Genomic DNA, 17,126 nt, shown 5'->3' with positions numbered 1-17,126 from the left:
GCAGCCCCCCGGCCGTCGCGGGACGCAAGAGAACGCCCCGGAACCGCGTTCCGGGGCGCCCGTGCCTCACTCGGCCGCGTCGCGTTTGGGCAGGACCCAATCAGGGCGCGGGAAATGGCAGGTATAGCCGTTGGGGAACCGCTCCAGGTAATCCTGGTGCTCGGGCTCGGCCTCCCAGAAATCGCCCACCGGTTCGACCTCGGTCACGACGCGTCCCGGCCAGATGCCGGATGCGTCAACATCCACGATCGTGTCCAGCGCCACCTGCTTCTGTGCCTCGTCCGCGTAATAGATCGCGGAACGATAGCCCGGCCCGATGTCGTTGCCCTGCCGGTTCGGCGTGGACGGGTCGTGGATCTGGAAGAAGAACTCCAGCAGCCGGCGATAACTGATCAGGTCGGGGTCGAACATGATCTCGATCGCCTCGGCATGGGTGCCGTGGTTGCGATAGGTCGCGTTAGGCACGTCGCCGCCGGAATAACCGACGCGCGTCGCGATCACGCCCGGCATGCGCCGGATCAGGTCCTGCATGCCCCAGAAGCAGCCACCGGCCAGAACCGCACGTTCAACCATGATGCGCCTCCTCGACCTGGGCCAGATAGTCGCCGTAACCCTCGGCCTCCATCCGGTCCTTGGGGACAAAGCGCAGCGACGCCGAATTGATGCAATAGCGCAGCCCGCCCTGATCGCGCGGACCGTCTGGGAAGACGTGGCCCAGATGGCTGTCGCCGTGCTTGGACCGCACCTCGACCCGGACCATGCCGTGGGTGGTGTCGCGATGCTCGGTCACGTTGCCGTCGATGGGCTTGGTGAAGGCGGGCCAGCCGCAACCGGAATTGTATTTCGTGCTGCTGACGAACAGCGGCTCTCCCGAGACGACATCGACATAGATGCCCGCATCGAAATGGTGGTCGTATTCGCCGGTGAAGGCCCGCTCGGTGCCGTTCTCCTGGGTGACGCGATACTGCTCCGGGGTCAGCCGGGCGATCGCGTCGGGGGTTTTCTCATAGGCCATCTGGTCCTCCACGGATGGGACGGTTCGATCCCCTATATGGGAAGCATCCCGCCCATCCGCAAAGGTCACAGGCGCGAAACGGCCTCTTTCGCGGCTTGATATTCCGCAGCCAGCCGGTCGATGCGCGCGCCCGCCGGTTCCACCGCCCGCACCGCGCCGATCCCCTGGCCCGCGCCCCAGATGGTGGACCAGGCCTTGGGCTTCGACGATCCGTCGCTGAAATTCATCGCGCTGGCATCCGCCCCCGCCAGATTGTCCGGGTCCAGCCCCGCCTTGCGGATCGACGGCGCCAGATAGTTGCCCGACACGCCCGTGAACAGCGACGAGGTCACGATGTCGGCCGCCGTGCTGTCCACGATCATCTGCTTGTAGTCGGGCTGGGCGTTCGCCTCCTCGGTCGCGATGAACGGGCTGCCGATATAGGCCAGATCAGCCCCCATCACCTGCGCCGCCAGCACCGCGCGCCCGGTTGCGATCGAGCCCGACAGCAGCAGCGGCCCGTCGAACCAGTCGCGGATCTCCTGGATCAGCGCGAAGGGCGATTGCGGCCCGGCATGCCCACCCGCGCCCGCCGCCACCGCAATCAGCCCGTCGGCGCCCTTTTCCACGGCCTTCTTGGCGAACATGTTGTTGATCACGTCATGCAGCGCGATCCCGCCGCAGTCATGGGCGGCCTGGTTCACCTCGACCCGCGCGCCAAGCGAGGTGATCCAGATCGGCACCTTGTGGCGGTGACAGATCTCGATGTCACGCTCCAGCCGCGCATTGCTGCGATGCACGATCTGGTTGACCGCGAAGGGCGCGGCGGGGTGGTCGGGGTTCGCTTGGTTGTGACGGTCCAGTTCCTCTTCGATCCGGGTCAGCCAGGCGTCCAGCATGGACGGCTCGCCGTCCTTTTCGCGGGCGTTCAGCGCCGGAAAGCTGCCGACGATGCCCGCCTTGCACTGCGCGATGACCAGGTCGGGCCCCGAGACGATGAACATGGGCGAGGCTATGACCGGAATGCGCAGGCCCTGCAGGATCGGTGGCAGCATGGATGATCTCCCTTGGATTTGCGTCACGATGCCCGCGCCTTGGGCAACGGGCAAGCCGTGACGCGGCGACAGGGCGGCCGCACTGGCCATCACGGGTGCCGCAGCGTAAGCCGGGGGCGGAATTGCATATCGTGAAAGGCCCGCCCCATGATCCGTCCCGCCCTAGCCCTGATGCTGTCTGCCGCGCCCTTGGCCGCGCATGGTGTCGACGACACGCCCCGCATCGCCGTCATGTCGGCCTTCGAGCCGGAATGGATCAGCCTGCAGGCTGACCTGGAGGGCGCGGAAATCCAGACCATCAACGGCACTGAGTTCATCACCGGCACCCTGTCGGGGCAGGAGGTCGTGCTGTTCCTGTCGGGCGTATCGATGGTCAACGCGGCCATGACCACCCAGATGGCGCTGGAGCAGTTCGACATCGAGGCGATCGTGTTCTCGGGCATCGCGGGCGGGGTCGATCCGGCGCTGAACATCGGCGACGTGGTCGTGGCGGACCAGTGGGGCCAGTGGCTGGAGACGGTCATGGCGCGCCGGACCGAGGACGGCTTCGCCCTGCCGGGGTTCCTGGAATCGCCCTTTCCGAACTATGACATGATCTACACGCGCGAAACGACCGTGGCTTCGGACCGGGGCGAGCCCGAGACGCGGTTCTGGTTTCCCGCCGACCCGGCCCTGCTGGAGGTCGCCGCCCGCGTGGCCGAGGCGACCGATCTGGCCGACTGCAATGCCCAGAACGACTGCCTGACCACCGCGCCGCAGATCCGCGTGGGCGGGAACGGCGTGTCGGGGTCGTCCTTCATGGACAATGCGGGGGTGCGCGACTGGCTGTCCACGACCTTCGAGGCGCAGGTGGTCGACATGGAATCGGCCGCCGTGGCGCAGGTGGCCTGGGCGAACCAGGTGCCGTTCATCGCCTTCCGCTCGCTGTCGGACCTGGCCGGCGGCGGCGAGGGCGAGAACGAGATGGGCGTCTTCATGTCGCTGGCCTCCGACAATTCGGCGGCGCTGGTCAAGGCCTTCCTGGCTGAGATGCCCTGACGGAAACGGCCCCCGGATCGCTCCGGGGGCCGTCTTCCTTAGTGGATCGGCGGGCGCGGGCCTTCGCCGATCGCGCCAAGCCGCGGTCCCGCCTGGCCCACACGGTTGCCGACCAGCAGGCCGTCCGGCCCGGCGCTGACATGGACGGTCGCCCCGTCCATGACCTCCCCGGACAAGAGCAGTTCCGCCAGCGGATCCTGCAGGGCGCGCTGGATCACGCGCTTCAGCGGACGCGCGCCGAAGACCGGGTCGTAACCCTGATCGGCCAGCCACATCCGCGCCGCGTCGTCCATGTCCAGCGTGATCTTGCGCCCTGCCAGGCGCTTCTCCAGCCGCGCCATCTGCACCTTGACGATCCCGTCCATGTTCGTCCGCGAGAGCCTGCGGAAGATGATGATCTCGTCCAGGCGGTTCAGGAACTCGGGGCGGAAATGGCCGCGCACCGCCTCCATCACCTGATGGCGGGCGTCCGACGCATCCGCCTCCTCGGGCAGATGCGACAGCGCCTGAGAGCCCAGGTTCGAGGTCAGGATGATCAGCGTCTGCTTGAAGTCCACCGTCCGGCCCTGGCCGTCCGTCAGCACCCCGTCATCCAGCACCTGCAACAGCACGTTGAAGACGTCCGGATGCGCCTTTTCGACCTCGTCGAACAGGATCACCTGATAGGGACGCCGCCGCACGGCCTCGGTCAGCACGCCGCCCTCGTCGTAACCCACATAGCCCGGAGGCGCCCCGATCAGCCGGGCCACGGAATGCTTTTCCATGAACTCGGACATGTCGATGCGGACCATCGCGCTGTCATCGTCGAACATGTATTCGGCCAGCGCCTTGGTCAGTTCCGTCTTGCCGACGCCGGTGGGCCCCAGGAACAGGAAGCTGCCAAGCGGCCGGTTCTCGTCGTTCAGGCCCGCGCGGGCGCGGCGGACGGCGTTCGAAACCGCGGTGACGGCCTCCTGCTGGCCGATCACGCGCTTGCCGATCTGCTCCTCCATCTTCAACAGCTTGTCGCGTTCCCCCTCTAGCATCTTGGCGGTGGGGATGCCGGTCCAGCGTTCCACGACCTCGGCGATCTGTTCTGGGCGGACGGCCTCCTCGACCATCAGACCGTCGCCCTGCTCGGCTTCGGCCAATTGCTTCTCCAGCCCGGGGATGATGCCATAGGACAGCTCTCCGGCGCGGGCCAGGTTCCCCTCGCGCTTGGCCTGATCCAGGTCGGCGCGGGCGCGGTCCAGCTGTTCCTTGAGGTCGCGCGACCCCTGCAGCTTGTCGCGTTCCGCCTGCCAGCGGGCGGTCATCTCGGCGCTGCGCTCCTGCAGGCCGGACAGGTCCTTCTCCAGCCGCTCCAGCCGGTCCTTCGATGCCGCGTCGTCCTCCTTCTTCAGCGCCTCGGCCTCGATCTGCAGCTGCAGGATCTGGCGATCCAGCTGGTCCAGCTCCTCGGGCTTGCTGTCGACCTCCATGCGCAGGCGCGAGGCCGCCTCGTCCATCAGGTCGATGGCCTTGTCGGGCAGGAAGCGGTCGGTGATGTAGCGATGCGACAGCGTCGCCGCCGCGACCAGGGCCGCGTCGCTGATCCGCACGCCGTGGTGCAGCTCGTACTTCTCCTTGATGCCGCGCAGGATGCTGATCGTGTCCTCGACCGTCGGCTCCTCGACCAGCACGGGCTGGAAGCGCCGGGCCAAGGCCGCGTCCTTCTCGATATACTTGCGGTATTCGTCCAGCGTGGTGGCGCCGACGCAATGCAGCTCGCCCCGCGCCAGGGCCGGCTTGATCAGGTTGGCGGCATCCATCGCGCCGTCGCCCTTGCCCGCGCCGACCAGCGTGTGCAGCTCGTCGATGAAGAGGATGATCTCGCCAGCGGCGGTCTCGATCTCCTTCAGGATCGACTTCAGCCGCTCCTCGAAATCGCCACGATATTTCGCGCCCGCGATCAGCGCGCCCATGTCCAGCGCCATCAGCCGCTTATTGCGCAGCGATTCCGGCACGTCGCCGTCGATGATGCGCAGCGCGAGGCCCTCGGCAATGGCGGTCTTGCCGACGCCGGGTTCGCCGATCAGGACGGGGTTGTTCTTGGTGCGCCGCGACAGGACCTGCATGGCACGGCGGATCTCCTCGTCGCGGCCGATGATCGGGTCGATCTTGCCGTCGCGCGCGGCCGCCGTCAGGTCGCGGGCATATTTCTCCAACGCCTCATAGCTGTCCTCGGCGGATGCCGTGTCAGCGGTGCGTCCCTTGCGGATGTCGTTGATCGCGGCGTTCAGTGCTTGCGCGTTGACCGAACCCGCGGCCAGCGCATCGCGGGCGTTCGTGTTGACCATGGCCAGCGCCATCAGCACCCGTTCGGCGGGTACGAAGCTGTCGCCGGCCTTCTTGGCCACGGACTCCGCCTCGTCCAGCACGCGGACCAGCGTGGGGTCGACATAGACCTGACCGCTGCCCGACCCGCTGACCTTGGGCTGTTTCGCCACGGCGGCATCCACCGCCTCGCGCACGCGCTTGGCGTCGCCGCCCGCACGGGTGATCAGGTTCGAGGCAAGTCCCTGATCGTCATCCATCAGCGCCTTCAGCAGATGCTCGGGCATCACGCGCTGCTGATTCTCGCGGATCGCGATGGTCTGGGCGGATTGCAGGAAGCCGCGCGACCGTTCCGTGAACTTTTCCATGTTCATCGGCAGTACTCCTTTTGCAAAGCCCCCGTGCTGGTGGCGCCCTGTTGCGGCACGCCCCGGTCCGGGTCTGATGGATCAGATTTGGGGGGGTCGCGGGGTGGTTTCAAGCATGTCATAAGGCCCGCGGAACAAAGAAGGGGATGCGTGATGGATGACCGGCTGATCGTGGCGCTGGACGTGCCGAATGCCGTGGCGGGGCTGGACTTGGCGGGACGCCTGGGCGACGCCGTGGGCTTCTACAAGATCGGGCTGGGCATGCTGACCGGCGGCGGCCTGGCCCTGGCCAACGAGCTGAAGCAGAAGCACGGCAAGCGCATCTTCCTGGACATGAAGCTGTTCGACATCGGCGCGACCGTCGAGGCCGCGGTGCGCGGCCTGGCGCAGTTCGACCTGGACTTCCTGACCGTGCATGGCGACCCGCATGTGGTGGCGGCGGCCAAGCAGGGGGCTGCGGGGTCGAACCTGAAGATCCTGGGCGTGACCATCCTGACCTCGCTGGACCGTGCCGACCTGGACGCGGGGCTGATGCAGGCGGGCGATCTGCACGACATCACCGTGGAACGCGCCGCCCGCGCGTTCGAGGCGGGGGCCGACGGCATCATCTGCTCCCCGCGCGAGGCGGCCGACATCCGCGCCCTGCCGGGATCGCGCCTGATCGTGACGCCGGGCGTGCGCCCCGCGGGCAGCGCCCTGGGCGACCAGAAACGGGTCGAGACGCCCGCATCGGCCATCGCCGCCGGGGTCGACCACATCGTGGTGGGCCGCCCGGTCTGGCAGGCCGCCGATCCGCGCGCGGCGGCGCAGGCGATCCTGGCCGAACTGGCTTGACGCCCGGCGCCCCTGCGTCCCAGCATGGCGCGAAACGCGGGGGTTGCGATGGACGATGACGGCGGCGTGCAGAAGGTCCGCAACGAGCTGGTCCTGTCCTTCCTGGCGGTGCGCCGCGCCATCGGCGCCCTGGGGTTCTTCCTGCCGCTGGCGCTGATCGCCTATGCGGTGCTGTGGCCCGAGCCGCTGCGGACCAGCATCTCGGCCTATTACTATTCGCCGATGCGCGAGGTCTTCGTCGGCACGCTGATCGCGCAGGCCGTGTTCCTGTGGAGCTATGAGGGGTTCCGCCCCGATGCGGGCGAATGGATCACCGACAAGGCCATGGCGCGGCTGGCGGCGGTCTCCATCGCGCTGGTGGCCCTGGTTCCCACCGACGGGCCGGACGGACCCTGCACCGCGCTGGAATGCATCGCGGGTCCGAGCCTGTCGGCGCTGATCCATGTCGTCGCGGCGGGGCTGTTCTTTGCCGCGCTGGCGGTGTTATGCCTGGTGCTGTTCGTCAAAGGCACCGTGGACGGGCCGGAAAAGGCCGCGTCGAACCGCATCTATCGCATCTGCGGCTGGACGATCATCGTCAGCATCGGCCTGATCGGGCTGCTGTTCGCGACGGGCCTGGACGATACGCTGGCGCGCCTGCGCCCGGTCTTCTGGCTGGAGACGGCGGCCACCTTCGCCTTTGCGACCAGCTGGGCGGTCAAGGGCGACAGCCTGCGCCCGCTGACCCGCGCCGTCATCGCCGCATCGCGGTGATCCAGCGGCAGAAATGCGGGATCGCGCGCGGATGGGTCAGATAGTCGGCCACCGGCATCATGCACCATCCCTGACCTTCGTCCCCGAACCGGATCGCGGCGATCTGGGCCGCGCTGATCTGCCCCGCGAACAGCCAGGACGTCAGTCCGGGTGCGGAATGCGACGGAAACGCCCGACCGGTCAGCGCCTGCGGGGACAGGTGCAGCCCGAACTCCTCGTCCAGCTCGCGCAGGGCGCATTGGACGGGCGCCTCCTGTCCTTCGCGGCCGCCGCCGGGCAGGTCCCAATGCGCCGGAAAGGGAATGTCGGGGCGATCGTCGCGCAGGCAGGTCAGCAGCCGGTCGCCATGGGTCAGCAGCAGCTTGGCACCGTTGAAGGCCGCAGCGGTCATTCCGCGGCGACGCGCCCGCCCGACTGATCCTGGCCCAGGCCGGACAGGCGGCCCATCACCCGGGCGATTCGCGCCGCGAAGTCGTCGAAGTCGGGGCGGGGGGTGATCGTCGCTTCGTCCATGTAGAGCGAGCGGTCGATCTCCAGCTGCACGACATGGACGTTCTGGGCGGGTCGGCCATAGGCCGAGCAGATGTAGGCCCCCGAGAAGGGGGCATTGCGGCGCAGGGTCCAGCCCTCGGCCTCGACCGCGGCGCTGACCGCGTCCGAGATGCGCGCCGCCGCCGACAGGCCGTGACGGTTGCCCAGCACCATGTCGGGCCGCGTCCCTTGCAGATGCGACAGCGCATCATGGGGCATGGAGTGCATGTCGATCAGGATCGCCTGCCCGAATCGGGCGCGGGCCTGCGCGATCAGCCCGGCCAGCGCCGCGTGATAGGGGCGCCAGCAGGCGTCGATCCGGCGGTCGGCCTCGGCCCGGTCGATCTGGCGGTCGTGAATCACCCGGCCCTGGCTGACCACGCGGGGAATCACCCCCAGCCCGGCCAGGGTGCGCTGGTTCAGCGGGTGACGCGGCACGCCGCGCACGACCAGGGGGTCGATCTCGTCCGCGCCGCGGTTGAGGTCCACGATGCAGCGCGGGATGCGCGCGGCCAGCGTGACCGCGCCGAACGCCGTGGCGGGCGCGATCAGGCGATCGATGAAGGCGTCCTCGGACGATCGCAGGGTCTGGATGGGCAGGCGGGTGCCCTGCAGGAACCAGTCGGGATAGTCGTGGCCCGAATGCGGGGACGCGAAGATCACCCCCGAAAGCCAGTGGCGGGGGCGGGTCACGACATAGGGCAGATCAGGCTGGGACAAGGTAGACCTCGGCATCCGGCGCGTCATCGCATATAAACCTGAAAAATTGCCCACCGATAGGCCTTGAATACCCCAGACACCTCGGTTAAAGACCTGCGGACCGAGGGGATTGCACCGGGTTTTCGCAAGGAAACGTGATGGAATCACCAAGGAACGGGCGGTTAGCTCAGCGGTAGAGCACTACGTTGACATCGTAGTGGCCACTGGTTCGATCCCAGTACCGCCCACCATTATTTCGCCGCCCCCGGCCAAAACCGGGGGCATTTCGTTTTCCAATGCGGCTGCGACGCGCCGCGACGATGGAGAAAACCGATGAAGGTTCGCAACTCGCTCCGCTCGCTCAAGAGCCGGCACCGCGACTGCCAGGTCGTGCGCCGCAAGGGCCGCATCTACGTGATCAACAAGACCAACCGCCGCTTCAAGGCCCGCCAGGGCTGATCGGTCGGGTCCTGGCCGGATCATCCGGCAGGTCACGCGGAAACGACAGTACCACCCGCCCCTCACAGGGCGGGTTTTTTCATGCCGGGCCGCCAACCCGCATTAAGGTTTTATCAACTTTTCCGTACGATGCCGGGCCATGGCGCGTTAGTATCGGGGCATCGGCATGGGGCCGGTCGCGAACGGGGTCTGGGTCGATGATCATTCTGGGCGGGATTCTGGGCGTGCTGATGGCCGGGATGATGGTCGATGTCAGCGCGCTGACCAGTCGGCATGCAGAGGATGACGACGACGACACCCCCGTACCCGATGAGGAGGAGGGAGAGAGCCTGCCCCCCACCATGCCCGAACCCCAGCCGGAGCCCGAGGTGCCGGCCGCGCCGGACGAATCGGTGATCGACGGGTCGGAGGGGCTGGATTTCCTGATGGGGACGCCCGGCGACGATCTGATTCGCGGTCAGGGCGGCGCGGACGACCTGCGGGGCGGCCTGGGCGCCGACACGATCGAGGCGGGGGCCGGCGATGACTGGGTCCAGGGCGACGCGGTCTATGGGCCTGGCGGCGACGACCTGATCTATGGTGGCGAGGGCGACGACCTGCTGGCCGGTCAGGGCGGTAATGACATGCTGTTCGGAGAGGATGGCGACGACACCCTGATGGGCGGCGAGGGCGATGATTCGCTGTTCGGAGGCGAGGGCGACGACGTCCTGGCCGGGCATGAGGGTAACGACCTGCTGGTCTCGACCGGCGGCACGGATGATCTGGACGGAGGCGCGGGCGACGACGTGCTGATCGGCCATGACGGCCCTGAAACCGTCTGGATGAACGGCGGGGACGGCAACGACACGCTGATGCCCGGCGCGCATGACTTTGCGTCGGGCAACGCGGGCGACGACACCTTCTTGCTGCGCCAGGTCCAGGAGGGCTTTCCGACGCTAGCCGATTTCCACGGCGATCACGACCAGTTGGTCCTGCACCTGGATGCGCAGGTCGCGCGCGACGTGCAGCTGTCGCTGCGCGAGGACGCGGATGGCAGCACGCTGCTGGAGGTGAACGGCCAGGCCGTGGGGCGCCTGCTGAACCCCGAGGCCCTGCGCCTAGGCGACATTCGCATCGTGGCCATCGGCGGCTGAACGGACTTTCCTTTTCGCCCCTGATGGGCTAGACGCGCGCATCCGCCGGACATCCGGTCCGTGCGGTGTTTCATGGACCTTGCTGGACGACATCCCGGCCTGTGCCCTCACCCTTCATCCGAAAGGAGATCCCGATGTCGATCACCGTCGAAGAAAAAGCCCGCGTCATCGCAGAGTTCGGCACCAAGGAAGGCGACACCGGTTCGCCGGAAGTGCAGATCGCGATCCTGTCCTCGCGCATCGCCACCCTGACCGAGCACTTCAAGTCGCACAAGAAAGACAACCACTCGCGTCGTGGTCTGCTGATGATGGTCGCACAGCGCCGCAAGCTGCTGGACTATCTGAAGAAGAAGGAAGAGGCGCGTTACACCGCCCTGATCGGCAAGCTGGGCCTGCGTCGCTAAGACCGGCACCACGCATTTCCCTGGCGCCCGCGACCCTGTCGCGGGCGTTTTGCATTGCGGGCGGCGGCTGTCCTTAAGGGCAGGTCGCTTGGCGATCCCCGAACGGCCCGGTGGTGCCGCCTACGCAGCCACCCGGAAAGAATCAAAATCAAATCAATATGCTGTCGAAAACAGCCTGCATGCCCGGCAATCGCGGGGCTTTGCCGCGTCCCGGCAATCGCTAAAACTTTCAGGACCGTCTTCTGGATCGTGTGGTGACTGAAACGTTAACAGCTCGCCATCATCGTAGGAGAGTTGACATGTTGATCAGTGGCCTGACCAGTGGCTGGCGTACGAACACCGCACCGGCACCCAGCAGCCCCCCGCCGCAGCAACCGCAGGAAACCGCCCCGGCGCAGCAGACCCAGCCCGTCCCGGCCGAGGAGCAGGCCGTGGCGGTGCAACCGGAACCGACGCCGGACGCCGAGGCCGGCTATGATCCCGACGCGATGGCCCGGGCCGCCGAAGGCAGCCAGGTGGCCGGGACGGAGCCTGTCCCCGATGCGACGCCCACGGCAGCCCCCGCCGCCCCGCGCCCCGCGCCGCTGGGCGAGGCCGCCCCTGTCGCGGATGCCGTACCCGCTGCCGTCAAATCCGAGGAGCCGCGTCTGGGTGAGGAGGCGCAGGCGCGCAGCTTTGCCGAAAGCCAGCTGCAGCGCGACCGCCTGCTGAACCTCGCCAGGGCGGGTTATGCCGAACTGCGCGACCTGTTCCGCGCGCCAGAGGCCGCGGCCCCGGTTTCGGCTGTCGCCGCCCCGGTGGCCGATCGCCGCGCGCCGGTCGCCGCCTGACGCGACCGCCCGGTCGGCGGGCCGGAAACGGGCGGCCGCACCGTGGTCCGGCCGCCTTTGGCGCATCCGTCGCCGCCCTTCCCAAATCCGGCGTTTTCCTGTATGGCCCCTGTCATCTGTGACGTGAGGTCCTGCCCCGGGGCACATGCAAAGGATAGGGGCGGCGGCAATGGGGCCGCGATACATGACATGGGTGGCCGGAGGGCCGGAGCACCCTTTGAGGAAATCAGATGTTTGATGAAGTGAAGAAATCGATCCAGTGGGGCCAGGAAACCCTGACGCTGGAAACGGGCAAGGTTGCCCGTCAGGCCGACGGCAGCGTCATCGCCACTTTGGGCGAGACCAGCGTCATGGCCAACGTCACCTTCGCAAAGGCGCCGAAGCCCGGACAGGACTTCTTTCCGCTGACGGTGCATTACCAGGAAAAATACTATGCCGCCGGCAAGGTCCCGGGCGGCTTCTTCAAGCGCGAGGCGCGTCCGTCCGAAAAGGAGACGCTGACCGCGCGCCTGATCGACCGTCCGATCCGCCCGCTGTTCGCCCCCGGCTTCAAGCATGAAGTGCTGGTGATGTGCACCGTGCTGAGCCACGACCTGGTCAACGATCCCGACATCGTCGCGATGATCGCCGCCAGCGCCGCGCTGACCATCTCGGGCGTGCCCTTCATGGGGCCGATCGCGGGGGCCCGCGTCGGGTTCTCGAACGGCGAATACGTGCTGAACCCCGAGGTTCAGGACATGGACGGCCTTCGCAACAACCCCGAACAGCGCCTGGACTTGGTCATTGCCGGCACCGCCGACGCCGTGATGATGGTCGAATCCGAGGCCTATGAGCTGACCGAGCAGGAGATGCTGGGCGCGGTCAAGTTCGGCCATGACGCGATCAAGCCGGTGATCGACCTGATCATCGACCTGGCCGAGGATGCCGCCAAGGAGCCGTTCGACTTCCAGTCGCCCGACTACAGCGCGCTCTACAACCGCGTGAAGACGCTGGGCGAGGCCGACATGCGCGCGGCTTACGCGATCCGCGACAAGTCCGAGCGTCAGGACGCCATCGCCGCTGCCAAGACGAAGGTCAAGGACGCCCTGACCGAGGAAGAGCTGGCCGATGCCAATCTGGGTTCGGCGCTGAAGAAGCTGGAATCGGGCATCCTGCGCGGCGACATCATCAGCGGCGGCGCCCGCATCGACGGTCGGGACACCAAGACCGTCCGTCCGATCGTCAGCCAGGTCGGCATCCTGCCGCGCACCCACGGTTCGTCGCTGTTCACGCGGGGCGAGACGCAGGCGCTGGTCGTGACGACCCTGGGCACCGGCGATGACGAACAGATCATCGATGCGCTGCACGGCAATTCGCGCTCGAACTTCCTGCTGCATTACAACTTCCCGCCCTATTCGGTCGGCGAGGTTGGCCGCGTGGGTTCGCCCGGCCGCCGTGAGATCGGCCACGGCAAGCTGGCATGGCGCGCGCTGCAGGCGGTTCTGCCCGCGGCGACGGACTTTCCCTACACCATCCGCGTCGTGTCCGAGATCACCGAATCGAACGGATCGTCCTCGATGGCGTCGGTCTGCGGCGGTTCGCTGTCGATGATGGATGCGGGCGTGCCGCTCAAGGCGCCGGTCGCTGGCGTGGCGATGGGCCTGATCCTGGAAGAGGACGGCCGCTTTGCCGTGCTGACGGATATCCTGGGTGACGAAGACCACCTGGGCGACATGGACTTCAAGGTGGCGGGGACCGAGAACGGGATCACGTCGCTGCAGATGGACATCAAGGTCGCGGGCATCACGCCCGAGATCATGGAGCAGGCCCTGGCCCAGGCCAAGGACGGTCGTCTGCACATCCTGTCGGAAATGGCCAACGCCCTGACCGCAGGCCGGACCGAGTTCAGCGCCCATGCGCCGCGCATCGAGACGATGCAGATCCCGACCGACAAGATCCGCGAAGTGATCGGTTCGGGCGGCAAGGTCATCCGCGAGATCGTCGAGGTTTCGGGTGCCAAGGTCGACATCAACGACGACGGCATCATCAAGATCGCGTCGGCCAACGCCGATTCGATCAAGAAGGCCTATGACATGATCTATTCGATCGTGGCCGAGCCGGAAGAGGGCAAGGTCTACACCGGCAAGGTCGTCAAGCTGGTCGACTTTGGCGCCTTCGTGAACTTCTTCGGCAAGCGTGACGGGCTGGTCCATGTCAGCCAGATCGCCAACCGCCGCCTGGGTCATCCGAATGAGATCCTGAAGGAGGGCCAGGAGGTCAAGGTCAAGCTGCTGGGCTTCGACGATCGCGGCAAGGTTCGTCTGGGCATGAAGATGGTCGACCAGGAGACCGGAGCCGAGATCGATGAGAAGGCCGAAGAGGCCAACGCCTGATCGCTGCGTCAGCTCGTCATGGAAAGGGGCGCCCCGCGGGCGCCCCTTTTTTATGACGGCAGAAGGTCCGGGAAGGACCGGCCGAACCGGGCCAGCCTGCGTCGATAGTGCCATGTCGCGCGGCCCCGGCTTGACCACAGGTCATGACGCGCCTTGCGCCACGGTTTGTGGGGCCCGTGATAATGGATGATTGCGGACGGCCGGGGCATCGCCCCGAAATCGGTCACGCCCAGCCTCGACAGAAGGCGCAGATGGCGCCGCCTGCGACCCCAGGAGAGGTTCCAGCCGATATCCAGCTGCAGCACATGGCCGGCGAACAGCGCATTCAGGTGATCCTGGTCTCCATGGGAATGCGCCGATGCGCGGGCAACATCCTCCACTGCGGCCAGCAGACCGGGGTCGCTCCGGATGGCGTCGCAGTTGAATATCATGATGCCCGCGTTGAAGTAGTCCACCGATGGCATCCCGCCCATCAGGCGGGCCACCTCGGGCAGGCGTGCGCCCCTTTCGCCGGGCGCGACGCCGTCATCGGCCAGCCAGTGGATCAGCGTGTAGTCCCGGATCACCGCTGCGTAATGCCGGCCCAGGTCGAGGTCGAACAGCGGGCCGACGTCCCCGGTCACCAGCGTGTCGCCGTCGATGTACAGGACCGGGCCGCTGAGATGACGGGGAATGAACAGGCGGCCCATCGTCGCCGCCGAGATGTAGTCCTTGGGGCCATGGGCGTCCTTCATCGCCTCATCGTCGAGATCGCGACGATGCAGGACGACGGCAGGGTTCACGGCCGCGACCCTCCGGACCGCGTCCCAGTCCCGCGCGGACAGGCCGTGGCCCCAGACATGCAGTTCGGCCTGCCCCCGGATCGTGTCGAGCAGGCTCCAGATCGAGACGAGCGTCGGTTTCAGGAAACCGCCATCGGTCACATAGACGATCTTCCGTGTGGTCTGCGTCGTCATCGGGTCCTCTTGCGCGGCTTGCCCTGTCATATCACAGCGCCATGGGGCATACAGTCCGGAACGACCGAGCGCCGAATCCGGGAGCCGCAATGACGGAAGAACCGCTTCTGATCCTGACAATGAAATGGGGCACGCTCTATTCCAGCGCCGACGTCAACCGGCTGGCGGCGCAGGTCAGGCGGCATCTGGACCGGCCGCACCGCTTCATCTGCTTCACCGACGACGCCGCGGGGCTGGACCCGCGCGTCGAGGCCATGGCGCTGCCCGAGCTGGGGCTGCCCCAGGGCCATTCGGACACCCGCTGGCGCAAGCTGGCCCTGTTCCGGCGCGACTTGGGCGGCGCCGATGCGGCCCTGTCGGGGACGGCGCTGTTCTTGGACATCGACCTAGTGGTGGTGGATGACCTGGGCCCGTTCTTCGATCTGCCGGGCGACTTCTTCATCATCCGTGACGACGACCTGTTCCGGGCAAAACCCCTGCGCAAGGTGAATCCGGACCGCGACCGGTTCCTTCACAGCGTCGGCAATTCCAGCGTGTTCCGCTATCGGGTGGGTGATCATGGCTATGTGCTGGACGCCTATCTGGCCGATCCGGCGGCAGCCACCCGGGACTATGAGATCAGCCAGCAGTTCCAGTCGGCGCAGTTGGCCGCGCATGGGAACCTGCATTACTGGCCAAAGGGCTGGTGCGTCAGCTTCAAGAACGACTGCGTGCCGCGCAATCTGGCCAGCTATCTGCGCGACCCGTCGCTGCCCCAGGGGGCAAGGATCGTGCTGTTCGCCGGCGCGCCCAAGATGGAGGACGTCTTTGCCGGGCGCGGGCACAAGTGGTATCGCCGCATCGGCGATATCGGCTGGCTGCGCCGCGCGTGGGAAAACCCGTGATCCGCGACGCGTTCCGCCGGTTCAAGCACCGCCGCAGGCTGGCCCGCGCGCTGACGGAAACCGCCAGCCGCCCGGACCGTCCCGGCAGGCCGCACGGCCTGCCTGCGCCGCTGATCGTGTCGCTGACCAGCCACCGCGCGCGGTTCGCGACGCTGGCGCCGACGCTGCGCGCGCTTCTGCGCCAGACGGTGCAGCCCAATCGCGTGATCCTGTGGCTGGACGAGGGCGATCAGCAGCACCTGCCCGCCGAAGTCCGGGCGATGTCGCGGTTGGAGATCCGCGTCTGCCCGCTGTGGCGGTCCTACAAGAAGATCGTGCCGACCCTGCTGGAGCACCCCGACGCCTATGTCGCCACGGCGGATGACGACCTGTACTATCCTGCCGACTGGCTGGAGCGTCTGGTCGAAGCCGCGCATCGGGGCGCAGGCGTCGCCTGCCTTCGGGCGCATGGTGTGGTGATGGAAGGCAGCCGTCCCGCCCCTTACGAGGGCTGGGATCACAATCTGCGGACGCCACAGACCGGGCCGCTGGTCTTTCCGACCGGCGTGTCGGGGGTGATCTATGCCCCCGGCGTGTTCCATGCCGACGTGACGCGCGACGACCTGTTCATGCGACTGTCACCGGGTGCGGACGACATCTGGCTCTACTGGATGCATCGCATGGCCGGATCTCAGCCCGTCAAGATCGGCGAACGTGCCCGCATCTTTGAATGGGAGGGCAGCCAGGCGGTCAGCCTGCGTTCGGTGAACCGCCCCGCCGCAGGGCAGGGCGGCAATGACCGTGCCATCGCCGCCCTGCTGGATCACTACGGTTGGCCGTGATCAGGCCGGGTCCTTGGCATAGCGCAGATAGGGCAGCTTGATGTCCAGGGGGCCGTATTTCGCCTCGGCCGCGGCATCGTCCAGGGACAGGGCCACGATCACGTCCTGACCGGGCACCCAGTTGGCGGGCGTGGCGATCGGCACGCCGTCGGTCTTCTGCACCGCGTCCAGCGCGCGCAGGATCTCGGCAAAGTTGCGGCCCACGGACATGGGATAGTTCATGGTCAGGCGGACCTTCTTGTCCGGCCCGATGATGAAGACGGTGCGCACGGTGGCGGAATGGGCGGGCGTGCGGCCTTCGGTCGGCAGGTAGTATTCGGCCGGCAGCATGTCATAGGCCTTGGCGACGCCCAGGTCGCTGTCGTCGATGATGGCGAAGTTCGCAGGAACGCCCGCGACCTTGCCGATATCGGCCTTCCATTTCTGATGGTCGTCCACGCTGTCCACGGACACGCCCAGCACCTTGGTGTTGCGCTTTTCGAATTCGGGAGCCAGTTGCGCCACGGCGCCGAATTCGGTGGTGCAGACCGGGGTGAAGTCGCGCGGATGGCTGAAGACGATGGCATAGCTGTCGCCGATCCAGTCGTGGAAGCGGATCTGCCCTTCGGTCGAATTGGCGGTGAAGTCGGGGGCCGTGTCATTGATGCGCAGGGACATGGGCGCTCCTTTTCCGGTTGGTTGCGTCGCCCCATAGATAAGC

At 67.1% G+C, this 17,126-nt stretch carries 18 protein-coding genes and 1 tRNA gene; 11 read left to right on the top strand and 8 right to left on the bottom strand.

Features of this window, described 5'->3' with window-relative positions; all coding sequences use genetic code 11:
- Positions 1–66: 66 nt before the first annotated feature.
- The 3 genes from msrA to GBO37_RS07030 form a co-directional block, all read right to left on the bottom strand.
- Entirely contained in the window at positions 67–573 is a 507-nt protein-coding gene (msrA, locus tag GBO37_RS07040) for a peptide-methionine (S)-S-oxide reductase MsrA (protein WP_127897699.1), read from the bottom strand.
- Positions 566–1,015: a peptide-methionine (R)-S-oxide reductase MsrB gene (msrB, locus tag GBO37_RS07035; RefSeq protein ID WP_045982827.1), complete on the bottom strand. Its 450-nt coding sequence runs from the start codon at positions 1,013–1,015 to the stop codon at positions 566–568. The genes msrA and msrB overlap by 8 nt, the downstream gene beginning before the upstream one ends.
- A 65-nt stretch (positions 1,016–1,080) precedes the next feature.
- A complete protein-coding gene (locus tag GBO37_RS07030; protein WP_127897700.1) occupies positions 1,081–2,049 on the bottom strand; it encodes a nitronate monooxygenase family protein in 969 nt (322 codons plus the stop codon).
- 147 nt (positions 2,050–2,196) lie between these two features.
- Between GBO37_RS07030 and GBO37_RS07025 the strand changes: the two genes are divergently transcribed.
- On the top strand, positions 2,197–3,087 hold the full coding sequence (locus tag GBO37_RS07025; protein ID WP_252928061.1) for a 5'-methylthioadenosine/S-adenosylhomocysteine nucleosidase: 891 nt from the start codon (positions 2,197–2,199) through the stop codon (positions 3,085–3,087).
- 38 nt (positions 3,088–3,125) lie between these two features.
- On the opposite strand, the gene clpB is transcribed toward GBO37_RS07025, so the two are convergent.
- Positions 3,126–5,756 carry an ATP-dependent chaperone ClpB gene (clpB, locus tag GBO37_RS07020; protein ID WP_217845030.1) on the bottom strand — a complete coding sequence of 877 codons (2,631 nt, stop codon included), beginning with the start codon at positions 5,754–5,756 and terminating at the stop codon, positions 3,126–3,128.
- Positions 5,757–5,903: 147 nt separating this feature from the next.
- Between clpB and pyrF the strand changes: the two genes are divergently transcribed.
- A complete protein-coding gene (gene pyrF / locus GBO37_RS07015) occupies positions 5,904–6,584 on the top strand; it encodes an orotidine-5'-phosphate decarboxylase (protein WP_252928059.1) in 681 nt (226 codons plus the stop codon).
- 48 nt (positions 6,585–6,632) lie between these two features.
- Positions 6,633–7,337 carry a DUF998 domain-containing protein gene (locus tag GBO37_RS07010; protein WP_252928056.1) on the top strand — a complete coding sequence of 235 codons (705 nt, stop codon included), beginning with the start codon at positions 6,633–6,635 and terminating at the stop codon, positions 7,335–7,337.
- Here the strand turns inward: GBO37_RS07010 and GBO37_RS07005 are convergent.
- Both GBO37_RS07005 and GBO37_RS07000 read right to left on the bottom strand, forming a co-directional pair.
- Positions 7,318–7,728, bottom strand: a complete 411-nt coding sequence (locus GBO37_RS07005; protein ID WP_252928054.1) for an NUDIX hydrolase — start codon at positions 7,726–7,728, stop codon at positions 7,318–7,320. The two genes, GBO37_RS07010 and GBO37_RS07005, sit on opposite strands and share 20 nt — an antisense overlap.
- Positions 7,725–8,588: an N-formylglutamate amidohydrolase gene (locus GBO37_RS07000; RefSeq protein WP_252928052.1), complete on the bottom strand. Its 864-nt coding sequence runs from the start codon at positions 8,586–8,588 to the stop codon at positions 7,725–7,727. Before GBO37_RS07000 ends, GBO37_RS07005 begins: the two co-directional genes overlap by 4 nt.
- Positions 8,589–8,743: 155 nt before the next feature.
- Here GBO37_RS07000 and GBO37_RS06995 point away from each other — a divergent pair.
- The 6 genes from GBO37_RS06995 (at position 8,744) to pnp (ending at position 13,765) form a co-directional block, all read left to right on the top strand.
- Positions 8,744–8,818, top strand: a tRNA-Val gene (locus GBO37_RS06995).
- An 82-nt stretch (positions 8,819–8,900) separates the two neighbouring features.
- Positions 8,901–9,026 (top strand): type B 50S ribosomal protein L36, encoded by a 126-nt coding sequence (gene ykgO, locus GBO37_RS06990; protein WP_042245282.1) that lies wholly within the window; start codon positions 8,901–8,903, stop codon positions 9,024–9,026.
- 197 nt (positions 9,027–9,223) lie between these two features.
- Complete coding sequence (locus GBO37_RS06985) at positions 9,224–10,159, top strand: calcium-binding protein (RefSeq protein WP_252928050.1); 936 nt, start codon at positions 9,224–9,226, stop codon at positions 10,157–10,159.
- Between the two features lie 134 nt (positions 10,160–10,293).
- The gene (gene rpsO, locus GBO37_RS06980; RefSeq protein WP_045982834.1) at positions 10,294–10,563 is read left to right on the top strand and encodes a 30S ribosomal protein S15; all 270 of its coding nucleotides are present in this window, start codon (positions 10,294–10,296) and stop codon (positions 10,561–10,563) included.
- A gap of 299 nt (positions 10,564–10,862) precedes the next feature.
- Positions 10,863–11,393: a hypothetical protein gene (locus GBO37_RS06975; protein WP_252928048.1), complete on the top strand. Its 531-nt coding sequence runs from the start codon at positions 10,863–10,865 to the stop codon at positions 11,391–11,393.
- Between the two features lie 230 nt (positions 11,394–11,623).
- Positions 11,624–13,765: a polyribonucleotide nucleotidyltransferase gene (gene pnp, locus GBO37_RS06970; protein WP_252928046.1), complete on the top strand. Its 2,142-nt coding sequence runs from the start codon at positions 11,624–11,626 to the stop codon at positions 13,763–13,765.
- 50 nt (positions 13,766–13,815) lie between these two features.
- On the opposite strand, the gene GBO37_RS06965 is transcribed toward pnp, so the two are convergent.
- Positions 13,816–14,721 (bottom strand): glycosyltransferase family 8 protein, encoded by a 906-nt coding sequence (locus tag GBO37_RS06965; RefSeq protein WP_252928045.1) that lies wholly within the window; start codon positions 14,719–14,721, stop codon positions 13,816–13,818.
- Positions 14,722–14,810: 89 nt separating this feature from the next.
- On the opposite strand from GBO37_RS06965, the gene GBO37_RS06960 reads away from it, so the two are divergent.
- Positions 14,811–15,605, top strand: coding sequence for a hypothetical protein (locus tag GBO37_RS06960; RefSeq protein ID WP_252928044.1), 795 nt, complete (start codon positions 14,811–14,813; stop codon positions 15,603–15,605).
- Positions 15,602–16,426, top strand: a complete 825-nt coding sequence (locus GBO37_RS06955) for a glycosyltransferase (RefSeq protein ID WP_252928043.1) — start codon at positions 15,602–15,604, stop codon at positions 16,424–16,426. Before GBO37_RS06960 ends, GBO37_RS06955 begins: the two co-directional genes overlap by 4 nt.
- Here GBO37_RS06955 and GBO37_RS06950 read toward each other — a convergent pair whose 3' ends face one another.
- Positions 16,427–17,083, bottom strand: coding sequence for a peroxiredoxin (locus GBO37_RS06950; protein ID WP_252928042.1), 657 nt, complete (start codon positions 17,081–17,083; stop codon positions 16,427–16,429).
- Between the last annotated feature and the right edge of the window lie 43 nt (positions 17,084–17,126).

The sequence above is a fragment of the Paracoccus sp. 08 genome, assembly GCF_024105395.1.
Lineage (GTDB): Bacteria > Pseudomonadota > Alphaproteobacteria > Rhodobacterales > Rhodobacteraceae > Paracoccus > Paracoccus marcusii.
Note: the sequence above shows the minus strand (reverse complement) of the source record. Positions and strands in the feature narration are given on the sequence as shown.

What these genes read in the sequence shown, in the direction of transcription:
- GBO37_RS07005 (WP_252928054.1), bottom strand. Translation starts at nt 7,728, where the DNA reads ATGACCGCTGCGGCCTTCAACGGTGCCAAGCTGCTGCTGACCCATGGC.
- GBO37_RS06960 (WP_252928044.1), top strand. Translation starts at nt 14,811, where the DNA reads ATGACGGAAGAACCGCTTCTGATCCTGACAATGAAATGGGGCACGCTC.
- GBO37_RS06965 (WP_252928045.1), bottom strand. Translation starts at nt 14,721, where the DNA reads ATGACGACGCAGACCACACGGAAGATCGTCTATGTGACCGATGGCGGT.
- msrB (WP_045982827.1), bottom strand. Translation starts at nt 1,015, where the DNA reads ATGGCCTATGAGAAAACCCCCGACGCGATCGCCCGGCTGACCCCGGAG.
- GBO37_RS06975 (WP_252928048.1), top strand. Translation starts at nt 10,863, where the DNA reads ATGTTGATCAGTGGCCTGACCAGTGGCTGGCGTACGAACACCGCACCG.
- pnp (WP_252928046.1), top strand. Translation starts at nt 11,624, where the DNA reads ATGTTTGATGAAGTGAAGAAATCGATCCAGTGGGGCCAGGAAACCCTG.
- ykgO (WP_042245282.1), top strand. Translation starts at nt 8,901, where the DNA reads ATGAAGGTTCGCAACTCGCTCCGCTCGCTCAAGAGCCGGCACCGCGAC.
- GBO37_RS07010 (WP_252928056.1), top strand. Translation starts at nt 6,633, where the DNA reads ATGGACGATGACGGCGGCGTGCAGAAGGTCCGCAACGAGCTGGTCCTG.
- GBO37_RS07025 (WP_252928061.1), top strand. Translation starts at nt 2,197, where the DNA reads ATGATCCGTCCCGCCCTAGCCCTGATGCTGTCTGCCGCGCCCTTGGCC.
- GBO37_RS07030 (WP_127897700.1), bottom strand. Translation starts at nt 2,049, where the DNA reads ATGCTGCCACCGATCCTGCAGGGCCTGCGCATTCCGGTCATAGCCTCG.
- clpB (WP_217845030.1), bottom strand. Translation starts at nt 5,756, where the DNA reads ATGAACATGGAAAAGTTCACGGAACGGTCGCGCGGCTTCCTGCAATCC.
- msrA (WP_127897699.1), bottom strand. Translation starts at nt 573, where the DNA reads ATGGTTGAACGTGCGGTTCTGGCCGGTGGCTGCTTCTGGGGCATGCAG.
- pyrF (WP_252928059.1), top strand. Translation starts at nt 5,904, where the DNA reads ATGGATGACCGGCTGATCGTGGCGCTGGACGTGCCGAATGCCGTGGCG.
- GBO37_RS06985 (WP_252928050.1), top strand. Translation starts at nt 9,224, where the DNA reads ATGATCATTCTGGGCGGGATTCTGGGCGTGCTGATGGCCGGGATGATG.
- rpsO (WP_045982834.1), top strand. Translation starts at nt 10,294, where the DNA reads ATGTCGATCACCGTCGAAGAAAAAGCCCGCGTCATCGCAGAGTTCGGC.
- GBO37_RS06950 (WP_252928042.1), bottom strand. Translation starts at nt 17,083, where the DNA reads ATGTCCCTGCGCATCAATGACACGGCCCCCGACTTCACCGCCAATTCG.